Consider the following 26816-nt stretch of genomic DNA (forward strand, 5'->3'; position numbering starts at 1 on the left):
TTAGAATGGATGGTGCGTTATTGTTATCGACGAGTTGTATTTGATCTTTAGGTATTCGTGGCTCTACTGCAACTTTTATTTTCACCTGTACGGTCAACGGGGTCACAAAATAGCAACATTTACCCGTTACCAAGCAAATTATTGAGGTTTTATGGCTAAGGCAAAGCGAGCTTATGTGTGTAATGACTGTGGTGCTGACTTTCCACGTTGGCAAGGGCAGTGCAATGCATGTGGTGCTTGGAACACGATTACAGAAGTTAGGTTAGCCGCTTCACCTCAGGTCGCGCGTAACGAACGACTCAGTGGTTACGCTGGTGGTGCAACTGAATCTTCGGTTCAAACGCTATCGGAAATCGACTTGCAAGAGGTCCCGCGCTTTAGTAGTGGCTTCAAAGAGCTTGATCGTGTACTTGGTGGTGGTGTTGTACCTGGCGCTGCGATTCTTATTGGTGGTAACCCTGGTGCCGGTAAATCAACGCTGTTGTTGCAGACTATGTGTCAGCTTTCTTCCCAGTTACCGACACTTTATGTCACTGGCGAAGAATCTCTTCAACAAGTTGCGATGCGAGCATCTCGATTAGGGTTACCAAAAGAGCATCTCAAAATGCTCTCTGAAACCAATGTTGATAAAATCTGTCAGGTTGCAGAAAGAGAGCAGCCTAAGATCATGGTTATCGATTCAATCCAAGTTATGCATGTCGCTGATGTTCAATCGTCTCCAGGCAGTGTTGCTCAGGTGCGCGAATCGGCAACCGCATTAACGCGCTATGCGAAACAGAACAACGTTGCCGTATTCCTAGTGGGACACGTAACTAAAGACGGTACCTTAGCGGGACCAAAAGTACTTGAACACATTATTGACTGCTCGGTGCTGTTAGATGGCGGAACGGACAGTCGTTTTAGAACCTTGCGCAGCCACAAGAACCGTTTTGGTGCAGTGAATGAGCTAGGTGTGTTTGCCATGACAGGGCAAGGGCTAAAAGAAGTTAGCAATCCATCGGCTATTTTCCTGTCTCGTGGTGAAGAAGAAACCTCAGGCAGTTCAGTGATGGTGGTTTGGGAAGGGACGCGTCCACTTCTTGTCGAAATTCAAGCGCTGGTGGATTATTCGCAGCTGGCTAACCCGCGTCGTGTCGCTGTTGGTCTCGAGCAAAATCGACTGTCATTGTTATTAGCCGTGCTGCATAAACACGGCGGCTTACAAATGGCTGACCAAGATGTGTTTGTGAATGTCGTTGGTGGTGTTAAAGTAACCGAAACCAGTGCTGATCTTGCATTGGTAATGGCATTACTTTCGAGTTTCAGAGACCGCGCATTGCCAAAAGATGTGGTGGTTTTTGGCGAAGTAGGCCTTGCTGGTGAGATTCGACCTGTACCGAGCGGTCAAGAGCGCTTAAATGAGGCGTTTAAACACGGCTTCAAGAGAGCCATTGTACCAGCGGCTAACATGCCTAAAGGTGGCATTCCAGGAATGCAGATCCACGGTGTGAAAAAATTATCGGAAGCAATTAATGCTTTTGATGAGTTGTAATTGAGCTCACTTCAGCTACTCTATACAGCAGAAATTCAGTCTAACTTAAACGCTATTTTCGCTTTAAGTTAGCACTAAACTTAACAATCATTTAGATTGTTTCTTCAGATTGCCTTTTTCTATACGTTAGAAAAAGGCAAAGTTTTTTAGTCCCAAATGCATGCAAAGCTATCAGTCCTCACAGATTGTGATATACTCTGCGCGCATTTTATATCCTATTAACAGAGTAAGACAATGGCAGATTTATCGAAATACAGAAACATTGGTATTTTCGCGCACGTTGATGCGGGTAAAACAACTACCACTGAGCGTATCCTTAAGCTAACTGGTCAGATCCACAAGACTGGTGAAGTACATGATGGCGAATCAACTACTGACTTCATGGAACAGGAAGCTGAGCGCGGAATTACTATCCAATCAGCAGCTGTAAGCTGTTTCTGGAACGGTCACCGTCTAAACGTTATCGATACTCCTGGACACGTTGACTTCACAGTTGAAGTATACCGTTCTCTTAAAGTACTTGATGGCGGTATCGGTGTATTCTGTGGTTCTGGTGGTGTTGAACCACAATCAGAAACTAACTGGCGCTACGCTAACGAATCAGAAGTATCTCGTCTGATCTTCGTTAACAAACTAGACCGTATGGGTGCAGATTTCTACAACGTTGTTGACCAAGTTAAAAACGTTCTAGGTGCAACTCCTCTAGTTATGGTTCTACCAATCGGCCGCGAAGATGAATTCGTGGGTGTTGTAGACCTTCTAAGCCGTAAAGCATACGTTTGGGATGACACTGGTCTTCCTGAAAACTACGAAATCACTGATGTTCCTGCGGACATGGTTGATGACGTTGAGCAATACCGTGAAGAGCTAATCGAAACTGCTGTAGAGCAAGACGATGACCTAATGGAAGCTTACATGGAAGGTGAAGAGCCTTCTATCGAAGACATCAAGCGTTGTATCCGTAAAGGTACCCGTGATATCGCATTCTTCCCAACGTTCTGTGGTTCTGCGTTCAAGAACAAGGGTATGCAACTTATCCTTGATGCTGTAGTAGATTACCTACCAGCACCAACTGAAGTTGATCCTCAGCCTCTAATGGATGAGAACGGCGAAGAAACAGGCAACCACGCTATCGTTTCTACTGAAGAATCTTTCAAAGCGCTTGCATTCAAAATCATGGATGACCGTTTCGGTGCTCTAACTTTCGTTCGTATTTACTCTGGTAAATTGAACAAAGGTGACACGATTCTTAACTCATTCACAGGTAAAACTGAGCGTGTTGGCCGTATGGTTGAGATGCAAGCTGATGACCGTAACGAACTAACTAGCGCACAAGCTGGTGACATCATTGCGATCGTTGGTATGAAGAACGTGCAAACAGGTCACACTCTATGTGATCCTAAAGATCAAGTAACGCTTGAGCCAATGGTTTTCCCAACACCAGTAATCTCTATCGCTGTATCTCCAAAAGATAAAGGCGGTTCTGAGAAAATGGGTATCGCGATCGGTAAAATGGTTGCAGAAGATCCATCTTTCCAAGTTGAGACTGATGAAGAAACTGGCGAAACTATCCTGAAAGGTATGGGTGAGCTTCACCTAGACATCAAGGTAGATATCCTTAAGCGTACTTACGGCGTTGACCTTACAGTTGGTGCTCCTCAAGTTGCTTACCGTGAAACTATCACTCAAGCAATTGAAGATAGCTACACGCATAAGAAACAGTCTGGTGGTTCTGGTCAATTCGGTAAGATCGATTACCGTATCAAGCCTGGCGAACCTGGTTCTGGCTTTACGTTCTCTTCAAAAGTTGTTGGCGGTAACGTACCTAAAGAATTCTGGCCTGCTGTTGAGAAAGGCTTTGCTGGCATGATGGAAAACGGCGTACTAGCTGGCTTCCCTACGCTAGACGTTGAAGTTGAACTTTACGATGGTGGTTTCCACGCAGTCGATTCATCTGCAATCGCATTTGAAATCGCAGCGAAAGGTGCATTCCGTCAATCTATGCCTAAAGCTGGCGCGCAACTTCTTGAGCCTATCATGAACGTTGATGTGTTCACTCCAGAAGATCACGTTGGTGATGTTATCGGTGACCTTAACCGTCGTCGTGGCATGATCAAAGATCAACAAGCTGGTGTTACTGGTGTTCGTATTAAAGCTGACGTACCTCTTTCTGAGATGTTCGGCTACATCGGTCACCTACGTACTATCACTTCTGGTCGTGGCCAATTCTCTATGGAATTCGCACAATACTCACCATGTCCAACTAACGTTGCTGACGAAGTGATTGCAAAAGTTAAAGCAGAAAAAGAAGCTGGTAAGTAATTAGCTCTTTTCTAAATTAACTAAAAAGCCCCGCAAGTGAAAGCTTGCGGGGCTTTTTGTTATCAGTGATACCAGCGAGCGTTATTCTATTATCATAAGTATACATTTAAGCGCTTATGGGATGATCTTGGTTTTGATTAAAGAACATAGAGAAGAAATTAAAAAGGCCAACGGAAAATAAACGACAGACTTTTCAAGTACGTATTCCTAAGGCATAGCTTTAACTTCAACCGTGATCGTCTCTTGATATTTTCCAGCACGCGCAAAGTCGATGTTACCTAGCGTCACCTCAAGGGGAACTCCCCAGCGCTTAGTATCCTCATTGTTTGAGAAGGTATAAATCGATTTCTGGTTTACCAAGGCGTTATTAAATCGCAATGTATATGGGATCGTGACATTGGATTCCGACTTCTGCTTTAACTCACCATATTTCTGCTTTACTACTAATCTTACATTTGAGTTCGAAAGAAGATCAAAATCGGAGCGATAGGTGCTGTTAGATTCAAGGTCACCAAGCTGGAAGCGATAACCTGAGCTCCCTGAGCGTTGAAGGTTTGGTGCGTTAGGGACTGAGTTGAAAGCTACAAATGCTGGGACATTGAGTTTCACTCTGACATTTTTTGTCTCTGGTTTTCTATTTAGGGAAATAGAGGCTTCAAGAAGTCCGTTGTAATTACCCGATGCGGCTACTTTAGCTTCAGGCACTTTTATCCAAAACTTTGTTCTTTGGCTGTTATCCAGAGGTAGTTGAAAGCCTTTACTAGGAAAGTGGCTCAATTGGCGGAAGTTTTTGTCCAGAATAGTCAGAGGCAAATTTGTTCCAATTGAACTCAAATAGCTAGATTGTTTATTGTTGACCGATACTATGGCCGTCGGGAATCGACAGGTCTGAATATCACGCGACAACTCCAAATAAACGGGAATATAAGCGGCTAAATCTCGCTTAAATTCAACATTGCTTATGTCGACGTTAAGTATCCACTTGCCACTGCATTCGGCCAAAACCGGTTGAGATAACATGGCTAAACCGAACACTGAGAACTTAAGTAAGTGTTTCATGGTTTATCCCTCTTTAATAAGTAAAGTTGGTAGATAAATCAGATTGTCATTGATTTCTGGGACGCTCAATTTTGTTGGGCTAAAGCCATCTATGACGATGGTGTAGTCACCCGGCGCAACGCCTTCCACAACGAACCTACCTGATCGATTAGTGAAAAATTCATACGTTTTCTGTTGTCCAACTAACTGACCTTGGAAAAGTTTTAAGGGTTTTTTTGACTCGATCTCGATCTTACCAATAATCGTTTTCGATGCTGCCGAGCCGATTCTTATTATATGGCCTGTTTGTGAGCCCGGCGTAATGTTGTATTCATGATCACCAAAGTCATAACCGATCGGTGCATCCGGCACATAAATGTAGACACTGGACAATTGGTGGCCTCCAGACAACTGAACAGCATTGCTGACAGTATAGGTAGATATTGCTTCTGCAGGATCGTCTGCAACCGCATTTATTTCTACATCAGTATCTAACGAATCATGAACAGAGATAATTGCCACAGGGCCATTGATTGGCCGTGACCAAGCTAAATTACCGTCAGCCAGAGTAAGCGCTGTACTCGCTCGTAAAGAAGCGGTTTGGTAGTTTGCTGAGTTATCAAATGCTAGGTGAGAAACTTTAGCGTCGGTGATAAATCGGTTTGCTACATAATTACCTTCGACTGAATAAGTTTGAGAATCAGTATCGCCTTCCGCAGTCATCGCATAACCATAACTGCCCGTATAATCCTCCGATGGACGTTGGAATTGGGCTCGATAGGTATCTGGTTCGTTGGAGTAGGATACATTTGCATTGTATTCTCCATCGTCAGAGTTCCAGTCCCAATCTGCAGAAAAAGTGAAGCGAGTTTCGTCGATGTTTTCATTTGGGTTTTCTTCTTTTTCGATACCAGCAGAGAGTGACACGTTATAAAATTGCCAAGCAACTTCAGTCGAGGCCTGCCATTGCACCTCAGCCTCTTCAAAGTCACGATAGTCGCCGCTCAGAATTAAACTCAGGTTATCCGTAATACTGAAAACATAGTTTGAAAAGACTCGAAGGCCAGTATTCGCTTCCGCAATCTGCCAAGGTAATGCAAAATAATTATCTTGATATTCACTACCAAAACGGAAATTTGGGGAGCCGTAGCTGTCTGTTCCCCATAATTGATGAGAGTAATCTAAGCTGTAGATACTACCCGTATCGCTATTAGGCTTGTTTTTTTGTGCAGAAGCACGAACGCCTAAGTTCCCCCAATCGGAGCCAATTGTTGCGATCATGCCGAGTTGTTGTCCTTCAGGGTGGTATAAACCGTTTACACCAACTGTTAAGGTGTCGCTGATACCATAGTCATAATACCCTGAAGTTACCCACTGTTCGTCGTCATACTTAAAGTTGTTATCTTCAATCGTCGACGTTAAACCAGAGTAAAAGCCAAAATCAGAAATACCTTCTCGTAATAAACGAGAATTAAAGAACTGGCTATAAACGATGGTATCGGTTCTGCCTGATTGATAACTAATGTCTAACCGAACGTCATTGGTACCAGAAACGAGAGGCAAATCATCAAGTGTATATCGACCTGGGGGTAATCGAATCTCGGTGAGAAAAACATCGTTGATATAGATTTCCACATCGGCACTCTCATTCAATACCAGCGGTTGAGTTCCTCCGTTCTGGATGTTTCGGGTAGGTTGTAAGTCTTGATACAAACGTTCAAAAGCAAGGCCACCGAGAGGAGTACTAGGAAGGTGCCCTGCACTTGCTTGGGTGACATCACCAAAGGTTAGACGAAAAGGGGTATTTGGTTCATCGAAGAACAGGCGAGCTTCACCTCGATACACGTCGGAATTGAGATCGCTACCACCAGTTACAAAGCCAGATATTTCAACATTAGCGCCTCGGACGCCACCAATATTGGATTTCAATAACCATTCACCAAGCCAAGTTTGGGTGTCTTCTGCATTAGAGTCGTTGAATAAGGAGTAATCCGTACTGGCATTCAGTGTATTTTGTACTGTCCAAAACGCGCTTTCTGAATATTGGGCGGGTTCATATTTGCTACCAAACGAAAGCAAAAATTCAGCTGCAGCCGTTTCATCAATCACTAAATTTATGCTTTGTTCGGAGGAGTTAAAAGTTGCATTAATACCCATACGATCCAACTGTTCGACTGTGATGTACTCTTCGGAAAAATCTCGTAGTGCAGCCAATGTATCAGGGTTAATCAATTTTTTAGTCGACTGAGCTATCTGATCTACGTTGACAGATCCAACACTTATACCGTCAGAATATGCATTTACTTCACCGATTGTGTTTTCACCCCAAGTGACAGGAAATGGGAATAACCAACTTTGAGCGAACGCGGCTGGTATAGTCATTATTAGAGTGAGGTATAAAATGAGACTCTTCATGAAAGCATCATTAGTCTATTGTTTTAACAGAAACTTTCTCTGGCTGTCCCAGTTCACTTGGTAAGGCGTATTTGACGGTCGTTCCTGGCATCAAGTAAGCGCTTGTTTTTTTGCTTAGGACTTCCCAATCGACCGTTTTGTTTGCTTTATCACCAGAGAAATTAAACTCCATACCATTCATGTTCAGTACTCGCTTACCATCGTTTCGGATAGTAACTTGGCGGTTTTGAAGTGTAGTGGTTGGAATTGATTTACTGGATGTGGGAGATACAAATACCAAAGTTGCAAACTCTAGTAACATGGAAATAGAACTGTCGTCATTTTCCTCAATCTGATTTTCTAGCTCAATTTGCGTAAAGACAATACGGTAAGTGTCGGTTTGTTTTATTGACCCTGTTGGCATGTAACGTACGCGGAAAGTCTGAGACTTTTGGCCGTCAATTTTTGCTTGAGGTGGAAGGATGAGAAATTCATCTTCTGACGGGGTTAAGATTTCTTCACCAGTAGAAAAATCAGTTTGATAGACGTTTACTTCTAGGAGAATCGGCTCTTCTTCAACATTAGTCACTTTATACAAACCTTGAGAATTCCGGCCCACATCATCAAGTTCTAAATAGATGGGGCTTACCTCGTATGCGAAAAGAATAGAACTAAACAACAAAGAAGATAGAAGAGTGGTAATCCTAACCATAGATATTTCTCCATAAAATAACTTGGCTCGATAACCGAGCCAAGTTTTGTTTGTCTATAAAGTGTTGTTCGGTGATTAGCTTGCTGGACCTGCTGCTGCAAGACTCACTTTGATTTTACCTTTATATTTACCTGCTCGTGCAAAGCCTGAATCTTCAGGTTTCACATAAATGGGATGCTTGTTGATTTTGTTCACCAAGTGTTCGCCCAATGATGGAATTGGTGGTGCCGTTACTTCTATGGCATGGTCGTTTTCAGTGTTCGCCACCATGTCTGAACCAATTCTTACTTTATAGTTAATTTTTTCACCCATATTGTGCTTGGTTACACCGTTTAGTTGGTAAGCTGTGACTGAAAATTCCAAATCAGCACCGTAATTACACCAAGCACGTAAGTTACCTACTAAAACTTTCTTGTTGTTGAAGCCATTGCTCCACGAATCAGTATGAACTTTGTTTGCTTTACGTAGAACGTTATTCTTCACGTCTTTTTTACCGATTCGCAATAGACAGCGTTTTGGAACTCGACCTTCGATTCGAATCGTCTTTTGGTCCGTTTTACTCAGTGTTGTAAAGTCCACAGCGTTATTAAACTGAACCGCAGAAGCGCCAAAAGAAAGTGAAGCGGCTGCTACAGCGGTAGCAAGAAGTAACTTTTTCATAACTCAATCCCTCGTTGATTTAAGATGCATACCCGTGCATCACTTTTAAAGGTTACGAGGGAACAAAGTGCCAAACCTCATCACATAGAGTGAAAAATATCGCTTACATAGGGTGAGTTTAGAATGAGTTTTGTTATATTCCACTTTTCCTGTGATCTTACTATTTTATTGTGACCTTGCTATACGGAATTTAATTAAAGCTTTTTACCTGAGCAAGAAGTTCATACCTAGATCGCAAGTTTAATTTACGAAGTAAGTTTGATGAGTGAGTCTTCACGGTGTTGATACTGACGTGCTGTTGAGATGCTATCTGAGAGTTTGACAGTCCTTTTAGTATCAATGAGCAAGTATCCCTCTCTTTTTTTGTTAACTCTTTATAATTAAGTATATTTTCGCAGGCTGATTCATAGTTAGGTTCATTGCTTTGATAGGAAGAAACCAGTTTATTTAACACTGACCTTGGAAACCATATATCTTCTTGATAAACAGATAAAATTGCTTTCGATATAAACTCAAAGTGCTGATCTATTTGCCCTGAAAAGCCTTTCTCTAGCCATACTGTAGATGTATTGTCATTCACATTGACGGCTAACCAAAATTCGTTTCTTTCATGTAGGATAAATCCGTATCTTTTGGGGCATGGCATGGTTTGAATATCAAATAGAACAACTGTTTCAGGTTTGAGTTTCGGTACTTGCATAAAGCATTGTGAATGAGTGATTTGCGCACTAGGAATAGATACTGCAAGTAGGTCTTTTATCACCCTATAGTATGAATTGTTGCGGGTAAGAACATGAATGTCTAACGCGAGTTCAGAATCAACTTCCATGATTGACCTCTCTATTTACTCGTACAAAAAATCTTTAATTATCGGTAGGTTAATGAGGAGTTATCCCACTGTGTCTAGTTAAATAATATTAGTATTGATTAAGTATTATTCAATGTAATTGATGTGATATTTGTTTTACTTGTTGATTTTTTAAAATAATATAAGAAAATTTAATGAAATGCGCACCAATGGTTTCATACTTTAGTACCGTAAATGGTGCGTTTGTTAAAGGAGGGGGCTATTTAGTTTTTAGCTGGATGTAAATCTGCTCTACTTTGGTACGAGCCCAATCAGTTTTACGTAAAAATTTTAAGCTCGATTTAATGCTTGGGTCTTTTTTGAAGCAGTTGATGTTTACCATGTAACTCAACTCTTCCCAACCGTAATGTTCAACCAATTCAGTTAGTAGCTTCTGTAGAGTGATACCGTGAAGTGGATTATTATCTTGTGTCATGAGATGTTCTCGCCATTTATTTGAGATAAGTATACCAGTTTCGCTTTATGAATTATCCGACCATTTAAGCTGGTAGTTTATGTTTAGCTATTGAGGAACTGCCTATTTCAGGAATTGAAAGACAAGAGCTGGCTCTCCAATATCTCATTTACTTCTTCATGTAACTAATTGGTAAATGCCATTATACGCTCTTCTTTAGGCGAGTTAGGGGCAAAACACAGATTTAATAGGTTTACTTGAACGCCAGACGTCATGCCTATATCAAATGGTTTTACTAACAAGCCGCGCTCAATGAAGTCACCAGCTAAACTGTCTGTTGCAAGGCAAACTCCATGACCAGCCACAACTGTCGTTAATCCTATATCAAAAATACCTACTTCCATCCATTGAATAGAACTGTCTTGCATCGGAACATTCGCTTGTTTAAACCAATTCTCCCAAGGGAAGCAACCACCCTAGAATTGGAAAATATCTAAAAGTTGCTGTGTTTATTGCTATAAATATTGAGAGCTATCCTTATAGGTCCCTGTCTCATTATTGAGAATTTCGATCTTATTTATTGTAAAAACAACTATCGTTATCTTTATGTCTACATTCTGATAATGGATATAAAACATACGGTTATTTGAAGGGCTAATAAATTAAGGTTCAGTCTTTATTGAATTTTCATTATTGTGACTATTGTTAAGTGATTGAAAGTCATGTGGTTCGGTTTATTTTAGCCTTAATTACACCTCCCATTTATAACCCTTTAAATATGTATAGGTATAAAGATTGAACAACCAATCAATCAAACCTATAGGTGTAGGGTATGTTTTTCTATATTTTCTGAATCTCCAATGGGCCGGAGGTGATGATTAGAAAAATGCATGGGTGGGGGTTGCATAATGTCTATTTTAAGAGGCTCGGGGCGTGACAGCACACGAGGCTATCTCAAATCAAAAACAAAAGGCATCGCTATTATCGAATTTACGATTGTGGTGATCCTGTTTTTTGCGCTTTTTTTAACGGTTGTTGATCTTGGTATATATGGGTTTGTTAAATTGACCATGCAGCATTCGGCAAGAGAGGGGGCAAGATATGCCATCACAGGTCGTTCTGATCTAGATCCTGACGCATCGAGTAACCGAGAAGCGGCAATATTAGAAAAAATTTCCCAATCTTCGAGCGGTCTGCTCGACAAAGTGATGGATGTTCAAAACATACGTGTTGAAGATGTCTACGGCAATGCGATCGCTGGATTTGGTGGTTCAGGAGACATTATTTCTATTCATCTTGATTGCGAGTGGCCATCCGTAAACCCTTATATGTATGTTTTGCTCGATGACGGAAAGTTTAAATTTACCGTTAGCGCAGCAATGAAAAACGAAGCTTTTTAAGGAGGAGCAAGATGTTTCCTTTGAAGATAAAAAGAGCCGCTGAGAAAGGGTTTGCGGCAATAGAAATGACGTTAATAGCACCATTGTTCATGTTGCTTATTGTTGCTGCTGTCGATATCACGCACCTCATTCAAGCCAATCACATCATTATCAGTATCAGTCGAGAAGGTGGGAACATTATTTCACGGAGTAATACTGCCCCCCCCCAAGAAGTGATGGACATCATAGCGACGACATCGGGAACATTGGACTTGACGCAAGACGGTGTCATTTACATTACCGAGGTGGTTGGTCAAGAAGATGCTTCTCCCTACATTAAAAGTCAATATCGATGGAACCAACACGGATTAAGTAAAAATAGTGCTATTTGGTCGAGTTGCAGTAACTGGGCAAATGATGGGGAATGTTCTGATGTAGATTCAGATGATCCTCCGCTCATCAATAATCTCGCAGTTGCACTTGATGACGGGGAGATCGTTTACAGCGTAGAGGTGTTCTATGGCTACTCACCCATCTTTAGTAGAGTATTCGACGAGCAATATATTCTGAGCGACACAACATATATGTAGGGAGGTTAAAATGGATAAGGGAACCCCAATCAAATATCGTTATAGTCGGGGGTTAGTGGCTTTGATGTCAGTCATCGCACTGCCTTTTATTTTGTTAGTTGTCGGACTTTCAGTTGATGCTGGACGCGCTTACATTGTTAAGTCTAAATTATTTGCGGCGGTTGATGCTGCGAGCATTGCAGCCGCAAGAGCGGTCGCTAATGGCGAAGATGCAGGGCGTGCTGCAGCTCAAAAATATTTTTCAGCCAATATCCCCGCCGACTTTTATTCAGCAACGCCGAACTTAGGTGCGGTGAACTTCGCATATGATTCTTTTGGTAACATTTCCATAGATATTTCGGCCACAGCGCAAGTACCCACTATCTTTTTGCCCTTGATAGGGTTAGATACATTCAACCCAGGAGTTTCAGCACAATCTATCCGTCGCCCGGTAGATTTGGTGTTAGTGATTGATAATACGACCTCTTTGAGACTCGGGAGTATCGGCGACGTGACTCAAGATGTGATTGATCGGTCTAAGTCGTTCATTGAAAATTTTCATGAAGGATTTGACCGAATTTCATTGGTTAAGTTTGCTTTTGGATCTGAAGTCCCTGTGGGGTTCAATGCGACCCGTGGACATAGCAGGAGTACCATCAAATCTGAAATCGACAGTTTTAACTTTGGTAGCACTTCAAATGCCCAATATACCAATGCATCGGAAGGGATGTATCGAGCTCTGAATGAACTCAGAACAGTGACTGATCCTGCCAACTTGAAAGTGATCGTATTCTTTACTGATGGAGCACCTAATACCTTTGCAACGACGTTTGATTTTGAAGGTGGGGGTACTCACACAGGGGCTATAAGATCGAGCGATGGTAGTAGTGGTAGACCTAGAGGTCTTTGGAGACATGATACGATTGCTACCAGGTTACCGGGTGGTTACGAGGGTAGAGATATTGATGACTATATCAGCGAAATTCCTCAGTATTATACAGCTCATGATGTTAGTGCCACCGAGTTCAACATTTTGAACCCGACTCATACGGTGCGCCCAGTAGCGCAATATGCCCCTGATAGTCATTCTGCAAATGATCTGTATATCAGAGTGAATCGGGTTGCTCGTAATCTAGTTGAAGACATCGCGGAAAAGGCTAGAACGGAAGACATATATGTATTTACGTTGGGTTTAGGCTCATCACTAACATCGGCAACTGGACCTGATAGTGAGCTTGGTGAGGACTTATTGTTACGAATGGCAAACTCTAGCGCGCTTTTAGATGATCCGGACCTGAGTTCCGACTATGATCCCGCACAGCTTGAAGGGGTGTATTGCCATGCTATCGATGAAGAGGCATTAGGTCCATGTTTTGATGAGATGTTAGACGTAATTATCAGGTTAACCTTGTAATACTGGTCTGCGGGTTATTACTTGCGTTAAGACTGTCAGTTAAGAAGAACGGTCAGTAGGAATTTGAATTACATAAAGAAAGAGGGAGCTCTTCAGCTCCCTCTTATTGCCGTCTGTTATTTTAGTTGTACCTATTATTATACTGCTAACTACTATTTAGCGTTGTTACCAGTAATAGTTAATCTTCCCAAATCACCAATTTATCTTTCGGCCAGTTATGACCGATTTCATGGTATTTCTGCTCAAGGATATGTCGCTTTATCTTGAGAGTAGGGGTAAGTACACCGTTGTCGATGCTCCACGGTTCCTTAATCATCAGTACCCCTTTGATCTTCTCATGCGAGGCTAACTGTTGGTTCATTTTTTCAATGACACGTTTACTTGTTCTTTCATAACGAGCACGATCAAAATTAGGGAAGTCATGCGGTACTACGAGTAGGATCGGGCCCGGTAAGCCTAAGCCGATCAAACACATCATTTCTACGCGGCTGTATTCAAACAGTTTGTTTTCGATTGGCACGGGAGCCACAAACTTACCTTTCGCAGTTTTAAAGGTGTCTTTCTTACGTCCGCGAATCGTTAGGTAGCCCTCGCTGTCGATATCACCGATATCGCCAGTATGAAGCCATCCCTCAGAGTTAAAAGACTCTTGGGTTGCTATGTCATTTTTGTAATAACCAGAGAACATACCTTTGCTTCGAACCAAAATTTCTTCATCTTCTGCAATTTTGAGTTCGATGCCTGGGCCAGCATTACCCACAGTACCAATTTTGTCGGCTCTAAACGGGTGGTTAATCGTGCTGTAGGCGAAAGACTCCGTCATTCCCCAAGCCTCGGTAATGTGTAGGCCAACACTCTCATACCATGCAAGTAGAGCCGGTGATACCGGAGCCGAACCACACCCTAAAACGCGGGCTTGATCTAACCCTAGGCCATCAGCCAGTTTCTTCTTAATGATGTTGTTGATAAACGGAATCTTAAGTAAGAAGTTAAGTTTCTTCTGCGGCAGCTTATCTTGGATTCGTTGCTGGAAGAGAGTCCATAAACGAGGAACTGAAATAAATAGAGTAGGGCGATGCATTTTTACATCATCAATAAAGGTATCTAAAGACTCAGGGAATGCCGTGACTATACCGCCCATTACCGATGAGCCAAAGATGTACACTCGTTCTGTAATATGGGCAAGCGGTAGATAAGAGAACAGGCGATCGCCGGGTTGGATACCAATATGATCGATCAAACGTTGAACTGACCACGTAAAGGCTCCGTATGTGAGCATTGCGCCCTTTGGTAGCCCTGATGTACCCGAAGTATAAACAAGCGACATTACTTTATCATCGTGATGCTGAGGACGCTTGGTTGATGGCTCATGTGTATCGACGAGTTGCTCGAACGTGTGTTGGCACTTTGCTGCGCTATCGTAGGGCAGTGAGATACTCACCAAGTTTGGGTTTTCATCCAGTACTTTTTGAGTGGCCTTAGGATCGTCAAGCTTACCCGCTATCACAATTTTACTTTCACTGTGTTCGATACAGTACTGTATGGTATCGGCACCCGCGGTAGGAAAGATTGGGACGCTGACAAAATCTCCTAACATCATGGCAAGATCGCAGATAAACCACTCTGCACAGTTTTTCGATACGAGAGCGACTCGATCACCGGGTTGGGCTCCGAGTCCTTCTAATGCTGACGCCAGTTTCAGTGCTTTGTCGGCCACTTCTTTATAAGTAAACTCAACAAATTGGCGGTTAATAATTTGCTTTAAGTAGACTTCATCTGGGCGTTCTTCTGCCCATTTTAAAATCATGTCATTGGGTGTAGGGAGAGCTGTTGCTTGTTCTTGGCTAAACTCGTTAGGCTGAATCATTGTCTAACTCCATGTTTTTCGCTAAGTTATTTTTGTTAAAATCATGTTAAATGTACCATGATTTTTTCTTTTAGGGAGTAAAATTAGCGTTTATGTTCTTTGTTTTCCGTTATCTGTGCAGGCTCGCCTGTAACTTGCAGGCGTTACTCCAGTCCGTTTCTTAAAAATTCTCGAGAAATATGACACATCCTTGTATCCACATTGATAGGCAATGACAGCAATTTTTGATTCGGTATCTGCTTCGATTAACTTTTTGGCAAGTAGAATACGTTTATCGCACACGAAGTCTCTGAAGCTTACTCCAAAGTGTAGATGAAACTTCTTAGAAAAATAGGTGGTTGAACAGTGACATTTCTCGGCGATCTCTGTTTCTCTGATTTCTTTGTTGATGTTGTCCATCACAAAGTTAACAACTTCGGATGTGAAGACCTTTACAGGCAGTTGGTTGTTGTTGTTGTTGTTTGTGTCTCTGTCGATATCGAAGTGGGACTCGAACATATGCTGTGTCTTAGCCTTAAGCTCTTCGAATTGACTGGTCAGATGATTACTGTTTGTTTCTATGATGAAAAATATATTCTTATGATTTCGAACGATATTAGGTAACGGGTCAGAGCAAATAATGACAATTCTTTTGTTTAAGTTTTCGCAAATAGATAAAGCCATGGTAAGTAGTTGGATTTTATCTGCGCTATTCAATATGAAAAATACCAATCTTACATCTAAGTTACTGATTATAGATATGTCTTGTTTGAAGTTTTTAATAGAAAAATAGTGGCCTATTTTATTAATAATAACGGAGTTGAAATCACTATCTTTGTCCGACAATAACGGAGTTACTATTTTCATTTTAATATAATCTTAGTTTCATATTGGTTTTTTTGTCTAAAAACAACCGAATAACAAGTAATAGTAATTAGATTAGAAGTACCACAAGAAAGTGCAAGTAAATGGCAAAATAATCCTAACCTAATATATCGTTCAGCTCTAGATTTAGTTTACAGGTAAATAAAACCTGATACGTAAATCAAGGAGAGATTCTTATGAGTAACCTATTGAAAAAAATTAAAGAATTTATGAATGATGAAGAAGGTTTAACGGTCATCGAATATGTGATCGGTGCTGCTATGCTCGTGTTAGGGTTGACAACCATATTCAGTGGAATTGGTAATGTCTTGTCAGCAAAACTCAGTGCTATTGTTAATGCTATTAGTACGACAACAGCCCCGTAGACACTATGAATAAAAAGGGAATTAGAAAGCAGAAAGGACTAACTATTGTCGAGTACGTTATCGGTGCTGCTTTACTTGTCATTTTTGCTTGGGCCATATTCTCTGGTATAGCTACAGCCTTGTTCAGTAAATTCATAATAATTGTGTCAGGTATATAAATGAATGATAAGTGAATCTCTGGTTTTTTGGGTGCTATTAATTGTTGTTTCAGTCTTCGATGTGAAAGAAAGTCGGATACCAAATAAAGCTCTGATTTTATTTGTATTACTGTACTTTATTTTATTGATTAATGGCGGAATTTCTTGGGATTCACTTACGACTTCTTTAGTTGGTGCTGCAACCTTTTTCTTTTCAGGCCTTTTTTTATATTTTTTACGAGCAATGTCTGCTGGTGATGTAAAACTATTGGGTGTGATAGGCCTGTATGTCGGTTGGGGTAATTTGCTTGATATTTCTTATTATATTCTCATTGCCGCAGGGATAATAGCTACATTTTACTTGCTCTATAATAGTGCAAACAGTGAATCTCTGACCGTTAGAAACTATTTTGAAGAAAAACTAATGTTAGTTAGTGGAATGTCAACCAGAACAAAGAATGTGTCTACGGTTCATTATCGGTATTCAAATAAGGTGACGATGCCTTTCGCACCTTCAGTTGTTATAGGCTTAGCGATGTATAGCTATTTTACGTAATTTAAATTGAATTATTATTCGATGTGTTGGAGAGAACATATGGATATTAGTGGGATACCATCCCCGAGTAATTTAAAGCCTCAAATATCAGCTCCTGTGGTTCCTACATCCATTGAAATGCTTGGTGTACCTGAGGTTGTGATTGAAAATTTATTACTCAAACACCTGTCCGCTTACCCTAAGTCAGATGTATTGGATCTATCTAACTATTTATGTGTGGTTACACATATTGTAGAAAATGGACTTGCGGTACTTAGACAAAAATCATTCATTGAAGTTTTTCAACCAACTTCAGCTTTAACGTTAGATTCATCTTCACACAGCCATGTCCGTTACTCACTGTCTGAAAAAGGCATAGAAGAAGCGGATTTAGCTTTCACTCGAGATGCTTACTTAGGACCTGTTCCTGTATCTCTCTCTCAATATAGCAATATTGTGAATCAACAAGATTTACGCTCTGAATTGGTGACTCGACCGCATGTTGAAGCGGCTCTTAGTGACGTCTACGGAGTCGACAGAATGATATCGGTGTTGGGACCTGCAATTAATTCAGGCAGAGCTCTACTTCTTTATGGGCATGCTGGTACAGGTAAAACGTTTGTAGCAACACGTATCGTCAATGCTCTACACACTTCAGTGTTTATCCCTTATGCCGTTTACGCCTTCGGTAACATTATTAAAGTTTTTTCTACGCAACATCATAAACCGCTAGACAGCAACGGTAGTGAAACATTGGTTTCTCTCAAGGATCAGTACGACAAGCGTTGGCTCAATTGTGAAAGACCCAATATTCAGGTGGGTGGAGAGTTGACCATGGATATGCTCGAAGTTAATCATTCTGAGAACAGCCGAGTTTGGTTAGCGCCTTTACAAATGATGGCAAATAATGGGATTTTGGTTATTGATGACCTTGGGCGTCAACCAATGCCAGTGGACAACCTCCTTAATCGTTGGATTGTACCTATGGAGCATTACTTCGATTACCTATCGTTACCGAATGGGCAGCAAGTTACGATGCCATTTGTGCTCACACTCGCTTTCTCCACCAACTTAAACCCAGATAAGATCAGTGACCCTGCATTCTTGCGTCGGTTGGGTTATAAAATTGAATTTAAACCTCTTTGCCAACGAGACTATGAAGCTTTATGGATGAGTGTTGTTTCTGATAAAGGGGTAGAACTTCAAGATGGTTTCTTTGAGCGATTGTCTCAAATGCACACGCTATACAAAGTGCCACTTTTCCCTTGCTTACCTAAAGATCTCGCAGGTATTAGCAAAGATATTCTTTCATTTGAACAACTCCCGCCAGTTATTACTTTTGATATTCTTTCCATGGCATGGGAAGTCTACTTTACCTCTGATGGACACGAGGAAGAAAATAATGAATAAGAGTCAGGTATTCCTATTGTTTTTACTGTCCGTAGTATTCGGCTTAGCGGCTGTATTTTTTGCTAAGCAATGGATGGATAACCAAGTTCAACCGACGATCGAAGTTGAAGAGGTTGAACGTCACCCGGTTGTAGTCGCATCTCAAGAAATTGAAGCTGGAACCGTAATTGAAGATCAGTACTTAACGACGAAGCTGATGGAAGTGGATTGGATCAATGAAAATAATTACTCAGATCAAAACGAGCTAATTGGAAAAGTTGTCGCCAATACTATCTACGCAGGAGAGGTGCTTCATAAGTTGCGTTTTACCGTTCCTGGCGAAGGTTCAACACTCGCTGCGTTGATTCCTGAAAATAAGCGAGCAGTAACTATTCGAGTCGATGATGTTATCGGTGTTGCTGGGTTTCTATTACCAGGAAACAAGGTCGATATTCTTAATACCGTTTCCTATGGCAAAAACTCAGCGGCGACTCGAACCGTGTTGAAAGATATTAAAGTGTTAGCCGTAGACCAAACAGCAAGAACCAAAGAAAACAGCCCTATCATAGTTCGAGCGGTAACACTTGAGGTGACCCCTAAAGATGCAGAGAAGCTTCTTACGGCGAAGAGCAAAGGCAGTATTCAGCTCACCTTAAGAAACCCTCATGAGGTTGATAAAAAAGTCGTTCGTCGATACGTGCCTAGACCCAGTGTCACCATTATCAAGGGTACGGAAACATCCAGTGTGCGCGTCAAGGATTGAGGTGAGATATGAGAATTATATTAGCGTTATTTTTTAGCCTGATTTGTTTTTCGACCGCAAGTGTTGCTGCATTGCAAACGGGAAAAACAGTGACGGTTCCACACCATAAATCTACACATGTGGTGTTATCAGGCAAAGCGAGCAAGGTTTCACTTGGTGACCCTGATGTTTTGGATATCGTAATTTTAAAATCTAACGAAGTGTTTTTGATTGGTAAAAAGTTAGGAGCGACAAATCTGATGGCTTGGGATTCACGAGGACAGTTGATTGAGTCGATTAATATCGAGGTCACTCATGACTTAAATAGTTTGAAGTCCAAGCTGTATGAGTTTCTTCCTGATGAGACTATAGAGGTTCACAGCGCGCAGAATCGTTTGTTACTGAGTGGGCAAATTAGCAACCAACAGAAGATGAATGTTGCCATGCGAATTGCTGAAACTTACGCAGCAGGGCAAGCTGCAGACGACTCTAAAGAGAGCGGTAGTGAGCAAGTTGCTGCCACCGGAGTCATCAATTTAATGTCGATTGGTGGCGCTCAACAAGTCATGTTAGAAGTGACGGTCGCCGAGGTTCAGCGAAGCTTGGTGAGAAAGTTCGATGCCAATTTCCACTTCTTCCAGACCAGTGGCTCTAACTTTTCATGGGGTGCATCATCGGTTCCTGCTGGTGTATTAGGGGCTACGCCAATCTTTGATATTCCAACCTCTACTGATTACGGGATTTTAGGCTCGTTCATTGATAGTAATACCCTGTTTACATTCGCCCTGGATGTAGCAAAACAGAATGGTGTAGCGAAAGTATTAGCTGAACCTAACTTAACCGCATTAAGTGGATCTAAGGCTGAGTTTTTAGCGGGTGGTGAATTCCCTATCCCTGTGCCAGATGAAGATGGTATTACGATTGAATATAAAGAGTATGGGGTCGGTCTGAAATTCATCCCAACGGTTCTGAGTGATAAAAAGATCAATCTAAACTTGGCTGTGGATGTGAGTGAAATTGCGAACAGCAGTTCATTGACTATCGACCCTGGTTCGACGAATGCGACGTATTTTATCCCTCCAATCACACGTCGAAGTGCCTCTTCTACGCTTGAACTTGCGGATGGTCAAACCATTGGTATTGCGGGGCTTCTGAGTGAAAACGTACGGGACGTCAGTAACAAAATGCCAGGTATTGGGGATGTGCCAATTTTAGGTCAGCTCTTCAATAGTCAAGAGTATGTATCTGGCGAAACTGAGCTTGTCATTCTTGTTACGCCTAGGCTCGCTAAACCCGTAGACAGAAGCAAAGTCACACTGCCAACTGATGCCTTTGTTAACCCGAATGACCTGGAATATTACTTGTTAGGTAGAAGCGCTTATATTGCTGAGCCTTCTGATTCTGAAGACAACAGTAATGTAAGTTCTTCTAAACCTATCACACCAACTGATGGTGGTAGTGAAGGTTCATTCGGTCATGATTTGTAAGGAGATAGATATGATTAGAACAATGATGGTCTTTCTCGCACTGGTATTAGTCGGTTGTGCGAATGACGCGCCTTTAGGGCAGTCGGTTGCTCAGTTGAAAGTGGAACAAACGTACAACCCGAACGCTACTCAAGAGAACTTGGAAGTTTTACCTGATGGGACTGGTGAGCGTATGCAAGCTAGTTATGACAACTATGTGGGTAAAGGTGATGAGGATCTTTCCGGAAACAATAGCCAGGTTTTACAAAGCTTTAATTAGCGTGGAGGTACTTTATGTCGTATCAAGTATCAAATAGTCCCAAGAAGCAGGGAGGTTTGGTGGTCATCTTTGTGACCATTGCGTTACTCGTATTCCTTGCGGTGTCTGCTTTGGCGGTGGACATCAACCATATGCTAGTGAATAAAACGCGCTTACAGAATGCGGTTGACTCCGCTGCATTGGCTGCAGCCACTATATTGGATAACAGCAAAGACCAGGCTGCGGTATCTGCAGAAGTTACATCAACATTGAATGCTATGGCGGGAGCTTCTGGTAATCATGAATTTAATTTTTCTACAGCAGTGGTAAGTGTTGAATACTCCAATGACCCTCAAAGTTTTGCGGGGACAACTACGTTTGGTGCTGATGATGATGTTTATGTTCGCGTTAATGTTAGTTCACTGGATATGGATGAATTTTTCATTCAGATGTTTGGTTTAGCTAAAGATGTATCGGCAACAGCGGTTGCTGGGCCAAGTTCTGGACTGCAAGTTGTCAACAACATTGTACCTATTGGAGTATGTATTGGTGATGGAACTTCAGATAATGACATCAATGAAGACGGCTATGATGATGCGACGGGTGAAGCAATTACCAATGTATTTGGCTATGAAGTAGGAACCGTTCATGCTCTAAAAGTGGGTGATAAAAAACTGTCACAAATGGGGAATGGTAACTATCACTTGCTGGACTTTGGGTCTGGGGGAAAAACAGTAAAAGAGGCGTTGGCTGGTTATTACGACTACTCCGTAGCTATTGGCGATAGTGTCACTACCAAGCCCGGGGGAACTGTCGGCCCCACTGCTGATGGGTTGAACACTCGCTTTGGTGATTATGGTGGTGGTTTATCAAGTTCAGCTTATCCTTCTGATTATGTCACTACCGAGCCTAACTCCCAAATTGAGATAGATAAAAAAACGGGCGACATTAATTTTGATGGCTCTTATACCTATGCTCAATATGAGTCAGACACAAACGCATGTATTACAAACAATGGTTCGGGTTGTGTTTCTGGTGGTACAGCATGGCGACGCATTCTTCCAATTCCGATGGTCGATTGTTCGGGTAAAAGTGGTGGAGTAACCAGTTTTACCGTGCAGAAAATAGGGTGTTTCTTCTTATTGCAAAAGGCACCAAGTAACAATTCAGGAACCCCAGCAGTATTTGGTGAGTTTATACATTCTTGTAGTGTCGCTGGTGGCTCTGGTGGTTCTGAATCATCAACTGAAGGTCCATACAAAATTGTTTTGTATAAAGACCCTGATGGGGGAGGCTCTTAGTTATGAATAGGAAATTAAACAAGCAGCAAGGTCTCGCCGCTATTGAAATGATGATTGCAACACCAGTCTTATTGTTTTTCTTAGTGTTGGTTCTTGAGTTGGGAAACATTCTAATTCATTACAATGTGATATCTAAATCGGTTCAAAATGGGGCTCGATACGCAGTTAGCGAAGTGTATGGAACACAAGGTGGAACATTGGCGCCGACTGCGGAAATTCAAAACATCGTGGTTTACGGGAAAAACACGGTAGGTACAGCCATACTTTCTAGTCTTGCAACTTCTGATGTGGTTGTTACTCCTCCCACTGCAGACAGTTATGTGAGAATAACGGTTAATTATGAGTATGTCCCTCATTTCTTATCTGTCCCATTTTCATCTGAAAGTTTATCAATTCCCTTGAGTGTGTCGTCCGTGATGAGGGTTTTTTGATGGAGTCAATCAAGAAACATAGCGGCTTAGCCATCATCGAATTTACGATTGTTTCTTGGTTGGTGTTTTTGCTGATTTTTCTGATTCTAGCTTTAGGGGCTTACGTATTTTCATTGCAGATTGTTAATGAGGCGACCAGAAAAGCAGCTAGGTTAGCGACCGTTTGTTACGTGCTAGATCGCGATAACATTGCGGGGGTTGTCGTAGAAGACATACCACTACTAGGCTTTAGTGATAGTAATTTGGAGGTCGCGTATTTAGATGCTTCTGGCGTTGAAATTACTTCTGATTTCGAAGCGAACCTGAGTGCGATCAAGTTTGTTAGAGCAAGAGCTACAGGTTATGGCATTCAACTGATCAGTAACCTAAGCTTTTTAGGGGCCAATGGTTTTCTTACTGCCCCAGCGTTTGAGACAATTTTACCAGCTGAGAATTTGGGTGTGATAAAGGCTGAAACAAATACTAGGACAAGGTGTCCGGAACCAGTACAGGGTGGGTAGTATGGGCGAAGCAATTGATATTTTACCAAGTGAAGACGATGCGATTCGCCTTAAAACCAACTTGAATGTATGGCTTATCTATAGCAACGAAAAATTTCATGCACATATGAGACAGCAATTAAAACGCTGTCGAAATGTTCATATTGACTCTTTTTCTTTGCTAGGTATGACTGAAGAGTATGTGAAAAATATAGATGCTCCCGATCTTATTTTTGTTGAAGCAAGTGGTGGTTGGGCTCAGAAAATGGTGGATCTTCAAAGCTACAACCTACAGTTAGAAGAGCATGATTTATCTTTAGTTGTGTTTGGTGATGAGAGTGATAACGGCTCATTGAAAATAGCGCTAAGACTTGGTGCTTCTGATTTTCTATCTCATGACATTTCAATTTCAGGCCTTTTACCGCTTCTTAAGAAAACTGCAGCGGAGAAAATCGAAAACTCGAGCTACGGAGAAGTGTTTTTATTTATCAATACTAAAGGTGGTATGGGGGCGACCACCTTAGCGCTCAATACAGCCGTAGAAATAGCAAGTTATCACCCGAGTGAGGTGCTGTTGCTTGATATTGATCTCCAGTTTGGTGTTATTCCAGAATATTTGAATATCACACCGTCCTACAGTATTTCGGATGCCATCGACAGTTCTAATGATTTGGATGAAATGTCTTTAGGAAGTTTAGTGAACAAGCATACATCTGGGTTGCATGTTTTAAGTTTCAAACATGAAAATAATGCGGATGATTATGAGCATGCCCAGAAAATTGGAAAGTTATTACCTGTACTACGCCGTTTCTATCGCTACATTATCATTGATTTCTCTCGAGGTTTGGATCATATCTTTGCTTCAGCTATTTCCCCTGCGACCAAGGTGCTACTTGTTGCTCAGCAAACCTTAGTGTCTGTTAAAAACAGTAACCGTTTAGTAAGAACGTTGAAGTTTGAGTACGGATTACAACAAGATGCAATAGAAATCATAGTGAATCGTTATGAGAAGCGACAAACCATTAAGTTATCTGATATAGAACAGACCGTTGGAAAGCATGATATCCATTTAATGCCTAACGATTTTAAAGTGGCGCTAGAGAGTGCCAATTTAGGTCAGCCTTTGGTTGAGTCAAAAAAGAAGAGTTCGATTACACGGTCGATCATCGATTTATCTCATATCCTTTCTCCTCCGGAACAAGAAGAGAAGAGCTGGCTCAAAAAGATATTTTCATAGATTGTTTGTTCTAAGCATATAGATGAGGGATCGTTATGTTCTTTAAACGAAAAAATATTAATCCGGAGTTTGAAAAGAAAGTAGAACAGTTTTCCGAACAGGAAGACGGTGTTGTATCGCCCCTCATTCAGAAAGTAGCTAACGTTTCTCATGAAACTAAGAGTTTAGAGGCGAGTGAAGAACAAGAGAAGTCGGTGAATGAGGCGAAAAAAGTCTTAGAGCAAGAACTGTCGATTAAACACTACTTTCATAAACAGCTACTTGAAACATTAGATTTAGGTCTACTTTCTAGTTTGGATAAAGAGCGTGCCAAAGTAGACCTTCATGAAGCGATCGTTCAGTTAATGGCGGATGACCAAAGCCACGCATTAAGTGCTGAGGGGCGTAAGCGAGTCATCAAGCAAATTGAAGATGAAGTATTTGGCCTGGGCCCACTTGAACCATTATTAGCCGATAAAACGGTGTCCGATATTTTGGTCAACGGACCTAAAAGTGTTTATGTCGAACGCCGAGGCAAATTAGAAAAAACACCGTATACGTTTTTAGATGATCGTCACTTAAGAAACATTATTGATCGTATTGTCAGTCAGGTTGGACGCCGGATTGATGAAGCGTCGCCGATGGTGGATGCTCGATTAGTTGATGGTTCACGAGTGAATGCCATTATTCCCCCTTTGGCCTTAGATGGCCCTTCCGTTTCTATACGACGTTTTTCTGTAGACAGTCTAACCATGGATAATCTGCTGGAATATAAGTCAGCCTCCCCACAAATGGCAAAATTCATTGAAGCTGCCGTAAAAGGTGAGCTTAATATCCTTATTTCTGGTGGTACAGGTTCAGGGAAAACGACGACGTTGAATATTTTTTCTGGTTTCATTCCGCGAGACCAACGAATTATTACCATAGAAGACTCAGCCGAATTACAACTTCAACAACCTCATGTTATTCGCTTAGAAACCCGCCCTGCGAACCTAGAGGGCAAGGGAGAAATCAGTCAGCGCGAATTGGTTAAAAATACCTTGCGTATGCGACCAGACCGAATCGTGGTTGGGGAGGTGCGTGGTAGCGAAGCCGTTGACATGCTAGCGGCGATGAATACCGGTCATGATGGTTCTCTTGCGACTATTCACGCCAATACCCCCCGAGATGCCCTAAGCCGTGTTGAAAACATGTTCTCTATGGCTGGTTGGAACATTTCAACCAAAAACTTAAGAGCCCAAATTGCTTCGGCTATCCACCTTGTTGTCCAAATGGAACGACAAGAAGATGGTAAGCGCCGTATGGTCAGTATTCAAGAGATCAACGGTATGGAAGGAGAGGTGATCACCATGTCTGAGATCTTCCACTTTCAGCGTCAAGGTGTCGATGAGCATGGCAATATTTTAGGTTATTACACAGCAACCGGTGTGGTGCCTCAGTCTCATGACCAATTGGTGAAGCGTGGTCTTGATTTGCCGTTTGAGCTCTTTACCGAATCACATAGCTGAGGAGCGGATTATGGATAGCGTAACAGTTTCATTGGTTCTATTGTTTGTTGCGGTGTTGTTTATTTCACAAGCCTTATTATTGCCAGCTGCCGGAAAAAAAGCTAAGCACAAAGAGTTGACTCGTCGCTTAAAAGAGACACAAAGAAATATTGATGAAGAGAGTTTGTCGCTCTTAAAAGATCACTACAACAAAGAACTATCACCACTTGACCGGAAGTTGATTGTCATTCCTTTCTTTGCAGACCTAAAACGCATGCTGGAATTAGCGGGGCTGAAGCTCACTTTAAGTCGCTTTTTATTGATTGTGTTTTTGTGCGCCACTTTGTTGGCTTTGGTTGCTTTAGTCTCAAATCAAGTGTGGTTCATTTGTGTCGCGGCTTTCGTCTTTGCTTGGGTTATTGCTTACTTGTTTGTCCAAAACAGAGTGACATACAGAATGGCGCGATTCGAAGAACAGTTGCCGGAAGCTTTGGATATTATCAGGAGAGCTTTACAAGCAGGTCAGCCATTGGTCCAGGCTTTCAATGAGGTGGGGGAAGAGATGCCTGAGCCTATTGGTGTTGAGTTTAAGAACACCTACAACTTGCTGAACTACGGTTACGATTTGAGGCTCGCTATTATGCAAATGACAGAAAGAGCACCCACGGTTTCGATGTTGGCTTTTTCTAGTGCTGTCATGCTGCAGAAAGAGACAGGGGGGAATCTCTCAGAGAATCTGCAAAAAGTATCTGTGGTACTGAGAGCGCGCTTTAAACTAGAAAGAAAAATCAAAACCCTCTCTGCTGAGAGTCGCCTTTCTGCCTGGATACTAACCCTTTCTCCGTTTGCTCTGTTTTTCGGTCTTAAATTCGTAAACCCTGAATACATAGCACCTTTGTACACCGACCCTAGAGGAATATCGATGGTCAGTGTTGGGGTTATCTTGTTGGCTATTGGGGCATTGTGGATAAGAAAAATAATAAATATCGAGATATAG

General features: G+C 41.8%; 25 protein-coding genes and 1 pseudogene. 17 read left to right on the plus strand and 9 right to left on the minus strand.

The features are described from left to right. Window positions 1–151 precede the first annotated feature (151 nt). Together radA and fusA are read left to right on the plus strand one after the other, a co-directional pair. Complete coding sequence (gene radA / locus K08M4_RS03265; protein WP_009847515.1) at window positions 152–1531, plus strand: DNA repair protein RadA; 1380 nt, start codon at window positions 152–154, stop codon at window positions 1529–1531. 234 nt (window positions 1532–1765) lie between these two features. Beyond that, a complete protein-coding gene (gene fusA / locus K08M4_RS03270; RefSeq protein ID WP_086048833.1) occupies window positions 1766–3853 on the plus strand; it encodes an elongation factor G in 2088 nt (695 codons plus the stop codon). 207 nt (window positions 3854–4060) lie between these two features. Here fusA and K08M4_RS03275 read toward each other — a convergent pair whose 3' ends face one another. The 7 genes and pseudogenes from K08M4_RS03275 to K08M4_RS03305 form a co-directional block, all read right to left on the minus strand. Next, the gene (locus tag K08M4_RS03275; RefSeq protein ID WP_086048834.1) at window positions 4061–4912 is read right to left on the minus strand and encodes a hypothetical protein; all 852 of its coding nucleotides are present in this window, start codon (window positions 4910–4912) and stop codon (window positions 4061–4063) included. A gap of 3 nt (window positions 4913–4915) precedes the next feature. Continuing rightward, window positions 4916–7306, minus strand: coding sequence for a fimbria/pilus outer membrane usher protein (locus K08M4_RS03280; RefSeq protein WP_086048835.1), 2391 nt, complete (start codon window positions 7304–7306; stop codon window positions 4916–4918). A gap of 10 nt (window positions 7307–7316) precedes the next feature. Continuing rightward, the gene (locus K08M4_RS03285; protein WP_086048836.1) at window positions 7317–7997 is read right to left on the minus strand and encodes a fimbrial biogenesis chaperone; all 681 of its coding nucleotides are present in this window, start codon (window positions 7995–7997) and stop codon (window positions 7317–7319) included. 75 nt (window positions 7998–8072) lie between these two features. Then, complete coding sequence (locus K08M4_RS03290; RefSeq protein WP_086048837.1) at window positions 8073–8657, minus strand: hypothetical protein; 585 nt, start codon at window positions 8655–8657, stop codon at window positions 8073–8075. Between the two features lie 190 nt (window positions 8658–8847). Beyond that, on the minus strand, window positions 8848–9486 hold the full coding sequence (locus K08M4_RS03295) for a helix-turn-helix domain-containing protein (RefSeq protein WP_086048838.1): 639 nt from the start codon (window positions 9484–9486) through the stop codon (window positions 8848–8850). Window positions 9487–9724: 238 nt separating this feature from the next. After that, window positions 9725–9940, minus strand: a complete 216-nt coding sequence (locus K08M4_RS03300; protein WP_086048839.1) for a VF530 family protein — start codon at window positions 9938–9940, stop codon at window positions 9725–9727. A 164-nt stretch (window positions 9941–10104) separates the two neighbouring features. Beyond that, a pseudogene (locus K08M4_RS03305) lies at window positions 10105–10392 on the minus strand (LysR family transcriptional regulator); the annotation flags it as partial. A 432-nt stretch (window positions 10393–10824) separates the two neighbouring features. Here K08M4_RS03305 and K08M4_RS03310 point away from each other — a divergent pair. Genes K08M4_RS03310 through K08M4_RS03320 form a run of 3 tightly spaced genes read left to right on the plus strand, consistent with a single transcriptional unit; the run spans window position 10825 to window position 13281 of the window. Further along, window positions 10825–11319, plus strand: coding sequence for a TadE family protein (locus K08M4_RS03310; protein ID WP_435532561.1), 495 nt, complete (start codon window positions 10825–10827; stop codon window positions 11317–11319). Window positions 11320–11330: 11 nt separating this feature from the next. Beyond that, a complete protein-coding gene (locus K08M4_RS03315; RefSeq protein WP_086048840.1) occupies window positions 11331–11888 on the plus strand; it encodes a TadE/TadG family type IV pilus assembly protein in 558 nt (185 codons plus the stop codon). A 10-nt stretch (window positions 11889–11898) separates the two neighbouring features. Beyond that, window positions 11899–13281 (plus strand): vWA domain-containing protein, encoded by a 1383-nt coding sequence (locus K08M4_RS03320; protein ID WP_086048841.1) that lies wholly within the window; start codon window positions 11899–11901, stop codon window positions 13279–13281. Between the two features lie 178 nt (window positions 13282–13459). Here K08M4_RS03320 and K08M4_RS03325 read toward each other — a convergent pair whose 3' ends face one another. Beyond that, window positions 13460–15148 (minus strand): AMP-binding protein, encoded by a 1689-nt coding sequence (locus K08M4_RS03325; protein ID WP_086048842.1) that lies wholly within the window; start codon window positions 15146–15148, stop codon window positions 13460–13462. 90 nt (window positions 15149–15238) lie between these two features. After that, window positions 15239–15994, minus strand: coding sequence for a helix-turn-helix domain-containing protein (locus tag K08M4_RS03330; RefSeq protein ID WP_086048843.1), 756 nt, complete (start codon window positions 15992–15994; stop codon window positions 15239–15241). Window positions 15995–16188: 194 nt separating this feature from the next. Between K08M4_RS03330 and K08M4_RS03335 the strand changes: the two genes are divergently transcribed. From K08M4_RS03335 to K08M4_RS03390, 12 genes are all read left to right on the plus strand, one after another. Further along, entirely contained in the window at window positions 16189–16377 is a 189-nt protein-coding gene (locus K08M4_RS03335) for a Flp family type IVb pilin (protein WP_086048844.1), read from the plus strand. A 162-nt stretch (window positions 16378–16539) separates the two neighbouring features. Continuing rightward, on the plus strand, window positions 16540–17070 hold the full coding sequence (locus tag K08M4_RS03340; RefSeq protein ID WP_086048845.1) for an A24 family peptidase: 531 nt from the start codon (window positions 16540–16542) through the stop codon (window positions 17068–17070). 39 nt (window positions 17071–17109) lie between these two features. Then, complete coding sequence (locus K08M4_RS03345) at window positions 17110–18459, plus strand: ATP-binding protein (RefSeq protein ID WP_086048846.1); 1350 nt, start codon at window positions 17110–17112, stop codon at window positions 18457–18459. Continuing rightward, the gene (gene cpaB, locus K08M4_RS03350) at window positions 18452–19201 is read left to right on the plus strand and encodes a Flp pilus assembly protein CpaB (protein ID WP_009847499.1); all 750 of its coding nucleotides are present in this window, start codon (window positions 18452–18454) and stop codon (window positions 19199–19201) included. The genes K08M4_RS03345 and cpaB overlap by 8 nt, the downstream gene beginning before the upstream one ends. A gap of 8 nt (window positions 19202–19209) precedes the next feature. Continuing rightward, entirely contained in the window at window positions 19210–20667 is a 1458-nt protein-coding gene (locus K08M4_RS03355; protein WP_086048847.1) for a type II and III secretion system protein family protein, read from the plus strand. Continuing rightward, a complete protein-coding gene (locus K08M4_RS03360; RefSeq protein ID WP_086048848.1) occupies window positions 20657–20926 on the plus strand; it encodes a hypothetical protein in 270 nt (89 codons plus the stop codon). The genes K08M4_RS03355 and K08M4_RS03360 overlap by 11 nt, the downstream gene beginning before the upstream one ends. A 14-nt stretch (window positions 20927–20940) precedes the next feature. Then, entirely contained in the window at window positions 20941–22206 is a 1266-nt protein-coding gene (locus K08M4_RS03365; RefSeq protein WP_086048849.1) for a pilus assembly protein TadG-related protein, read from the plus strand. A gap of 2 nt (window positions 22207–22208) precedes the next feature. Beyond that, complete coding sequence (locus tag K08M4_RS03370) at window positions 22209–22637, plus strand: TadE/TadG family type IV pilus assembly protein (protein WP_086048850.1); 429 nt, start codon at window positions 22209–22211, stop codon at window positions 22635–22637. Further along, entirely contained in the window at window positions 22637–23137 is a 501-nt protein-coding gene (locus K08M4_RS03375) for a TadE/TadG family type IV pilus assembly protein (RefSeq protein WP_086048851.1), read from the plus strand. The genes K08M4_RS03370 and K08M4_RS03375 overlap by 1 nt, the downstream gene beginning before the upstream one ends. Before the next feature lies 1 nt (window position 23138). Then, the gene (locus tag K08M4_RS03380; RefSeq protein ID WP_086048852.1) at window positions 23139–24353 is read left to right on the plus strand and encodes an AAA family ATPase; all 1215 of its coding nucleotides are present in this window, start codon (window positions 23139–23141) and stop codon (window positions 24351–24353) included. 35 nt (window positions 24354–24388) lie between these two features. Beyond that, complete coding sequence (locus K08M4_RS03385; protein WP_086048853.1) at window positions 24389–25840, plus strand: TadA family conjugal transfer-associated ATPase; 1452 nt, start codon at window positions 24389–24391, stop codon at window positions 25838–25840. Window positions 25841–25850: 10 nt separating this feature from the next. Further along, a complete protein-coding gene (locus tag K08M4_RS03390; RefSeq protein WP_086048854.1) occupies window positions 25851–26816 on the plus strand; it encodes a type II secretion system F family protein in 966 nt (321 codons plus the stop codon).

It is taken from the genome of Vibrio syngnathi (genome assembly GCF_002119525.1).
Classification (GTDB): Bacteria; Pseudomonadota; Gammaproteobacteria; order Enterobacterales; family Vibrionaceae; genus Vibrio; species Vibrio syngnathi.

Excerpts from the sequence above, each read along its gene's own strand:
- K08M4_RS03320 (WP_086048841.1), top strand. The coding sequence starts at position 11,899 with ATGGATAAGGGAACCCCAATCAAATATCGTTATAGTCGGGGGTTAGTG.
- K08M4_RS03375 (WP_086048851.1), top strand. The coding sequence starts at position 22,637 with ATGGAGTCAATCAAGAAACATAGCGGCTTAGCCATCATCGAATTTACG.
- K08M4_RS03295 (WP_086048838.1), bottom strand. The coding sequence starts at position 9,486 with ATGGAAGTTGATTCTGAACTCGCGTTAGACATTCATGTTCTTACCCGC.
- K08M4_RS03275 (WP_086048834.1), bottom strand. The coding sequence starts at position 4,912 with ATGAAACACTTACTTAAGTTCTCAGTGTTCGGTTTAGCCATGTTATCT.
- K08M4_RS03330 (WP_086048843.1), bottom strand. The coding sequence starts at position 15,994 with ATGAAAATAGTAACTCCGTTATTGTCGGACAAAGATAGTGATTTCAAC.
- cpaB (WP_009847499.1), top strand. The coding sequence starts at position 18,452 with ATGAATAAGAGTCAGGTATTCCTATTGTTTTTACTGTCCGTAGTATTC.
- K08M4_RS03325 (WP_086048842.1), bottom strand. The coding sequence starts at position 15,148 with ATGATTCAGCCTAACGAGTTTAGCCAAGAACAAGCAACAGCTCTCCCT.
- K08M4_RS03335 (WP_086048844.1), top strand. The coding sequence starts at position 16,189 with ATGAGTAACCTATTGAAAAAAATTAAAGAATTTATGAATGATGAAGAA.
- K08M4_RS03340 (WP_086048845.1), top strand. The coding sequence starts at position 16,540 with ATGATAAGTGAATCTCTGGTTTTTTGGGTGCTATTAATTGTTGTTTCA.
- K08M4_RS03390 (WP_086048854.1), top strand. The coding sequence starts at position 25,851 with ATGGATAGCGTAACAGTTTCATTGGTTCTATTGTTTGTTGCGGTGTTG.
- radA (WP_009847515.1), top strand. The coding sequence starts at position 152 with ATGGCTAAGGCAAAGCGAGCTTATGTGTGTAATGACTGTGGTGCTGAC.
- K08M4_RS03380 (WP_086048852.1), top strand. The coding sequence starts at position 23,139 with ATGGGCGAAGCAATTGATATTTTACCAAGTGAAGACGATGCGATTCGC.
- K08M4_RS03285 (WP_086048836.1), bottom strand. The coding sequence starts at position 7,997 with ATGGTTAGGATTACCACTCTTCTATCTTCTTTGTTGTTTAGTTCTATT.
- K08M4_RS03280 (WP_086048835.1), bottom strand. The coding sequence starts at position 7,306 with ATGAAGAGTCTCATTTTATACCTCACTCTAATAATGACTATACCAGCC.
- fusA (WP_086048833.1), top strand. The coding sequence starts at position 1,766 with ATGGCAGATTTATCGAAATACAGAAACATTGGTATTTTCGCGCACGTT.
- K08M4_RS03315 (WP_086048840.1), top strand. The coding sequence starts at position 11,331 with ATGTTTCCTTTGAAGATAAAAAGAGCCGCTGAGAAAGGGTTTGCGGCA.
- K08M4_RS03370 (WP_086048850.1), top strand. The coding sequence starts at position 22,209 with ATGAATAGGAAATTAAACAAGCAGCAAGGTCTCGCCGCTATTGAAATG.
- K08M4_RS03355 (WP_086048847.1), top strand. The coding sequence starts at position 19,210 with ATGAGAATTATATTAGCGTTATTTTTTAGCCTGATTTGTTTTTCGACC.
- K08M4_RS03345 (WP_086048846.1), top strand. The coding sequence starts at position 17,110 with ATGGATATTAGTGGGATACCATCCCCGAGTAATTTAAAGCCTCAAATA.
- K08M4_RS03360 (WP_086048848.1), top strand. The coding sequence starts at position 20,657 with ATGATTTGTAAGGAGATAGATATGATTAGAACAATGATGGTCTTTCTC.
- K08M4_RS03290 (WP_086048837.1), bottom strand. The coding sequence starts at position 8,657 with ATGAAAAAGTTACTTCTTGCTACCGCTGTAGCAGCCGCTTCACTTTCT.
- K08M4_RS03385 (WP_086048853.1), top strand. The coding sequence starts at position 24,389 with ATGTTCTTTAAACGAAAAAATATTAATCCGGAGTTTGAAAAGAAAGTA.
- K08M4_RS03365 (WP_086048849.1), top strand. The coding sequence starts at position 20,941 with ATGTCGTATCAAGTATCAAATAGTCCCAAGAAGCAGGGAGGTTTGGTG.
- K08M4_RS03300 (WP_086048839.1), bottom strand. The coding sequence starts at position 9,940 with ATGACACAAGATAATAATCCACTTCACGGTATCACTCTACAGAAGCTA.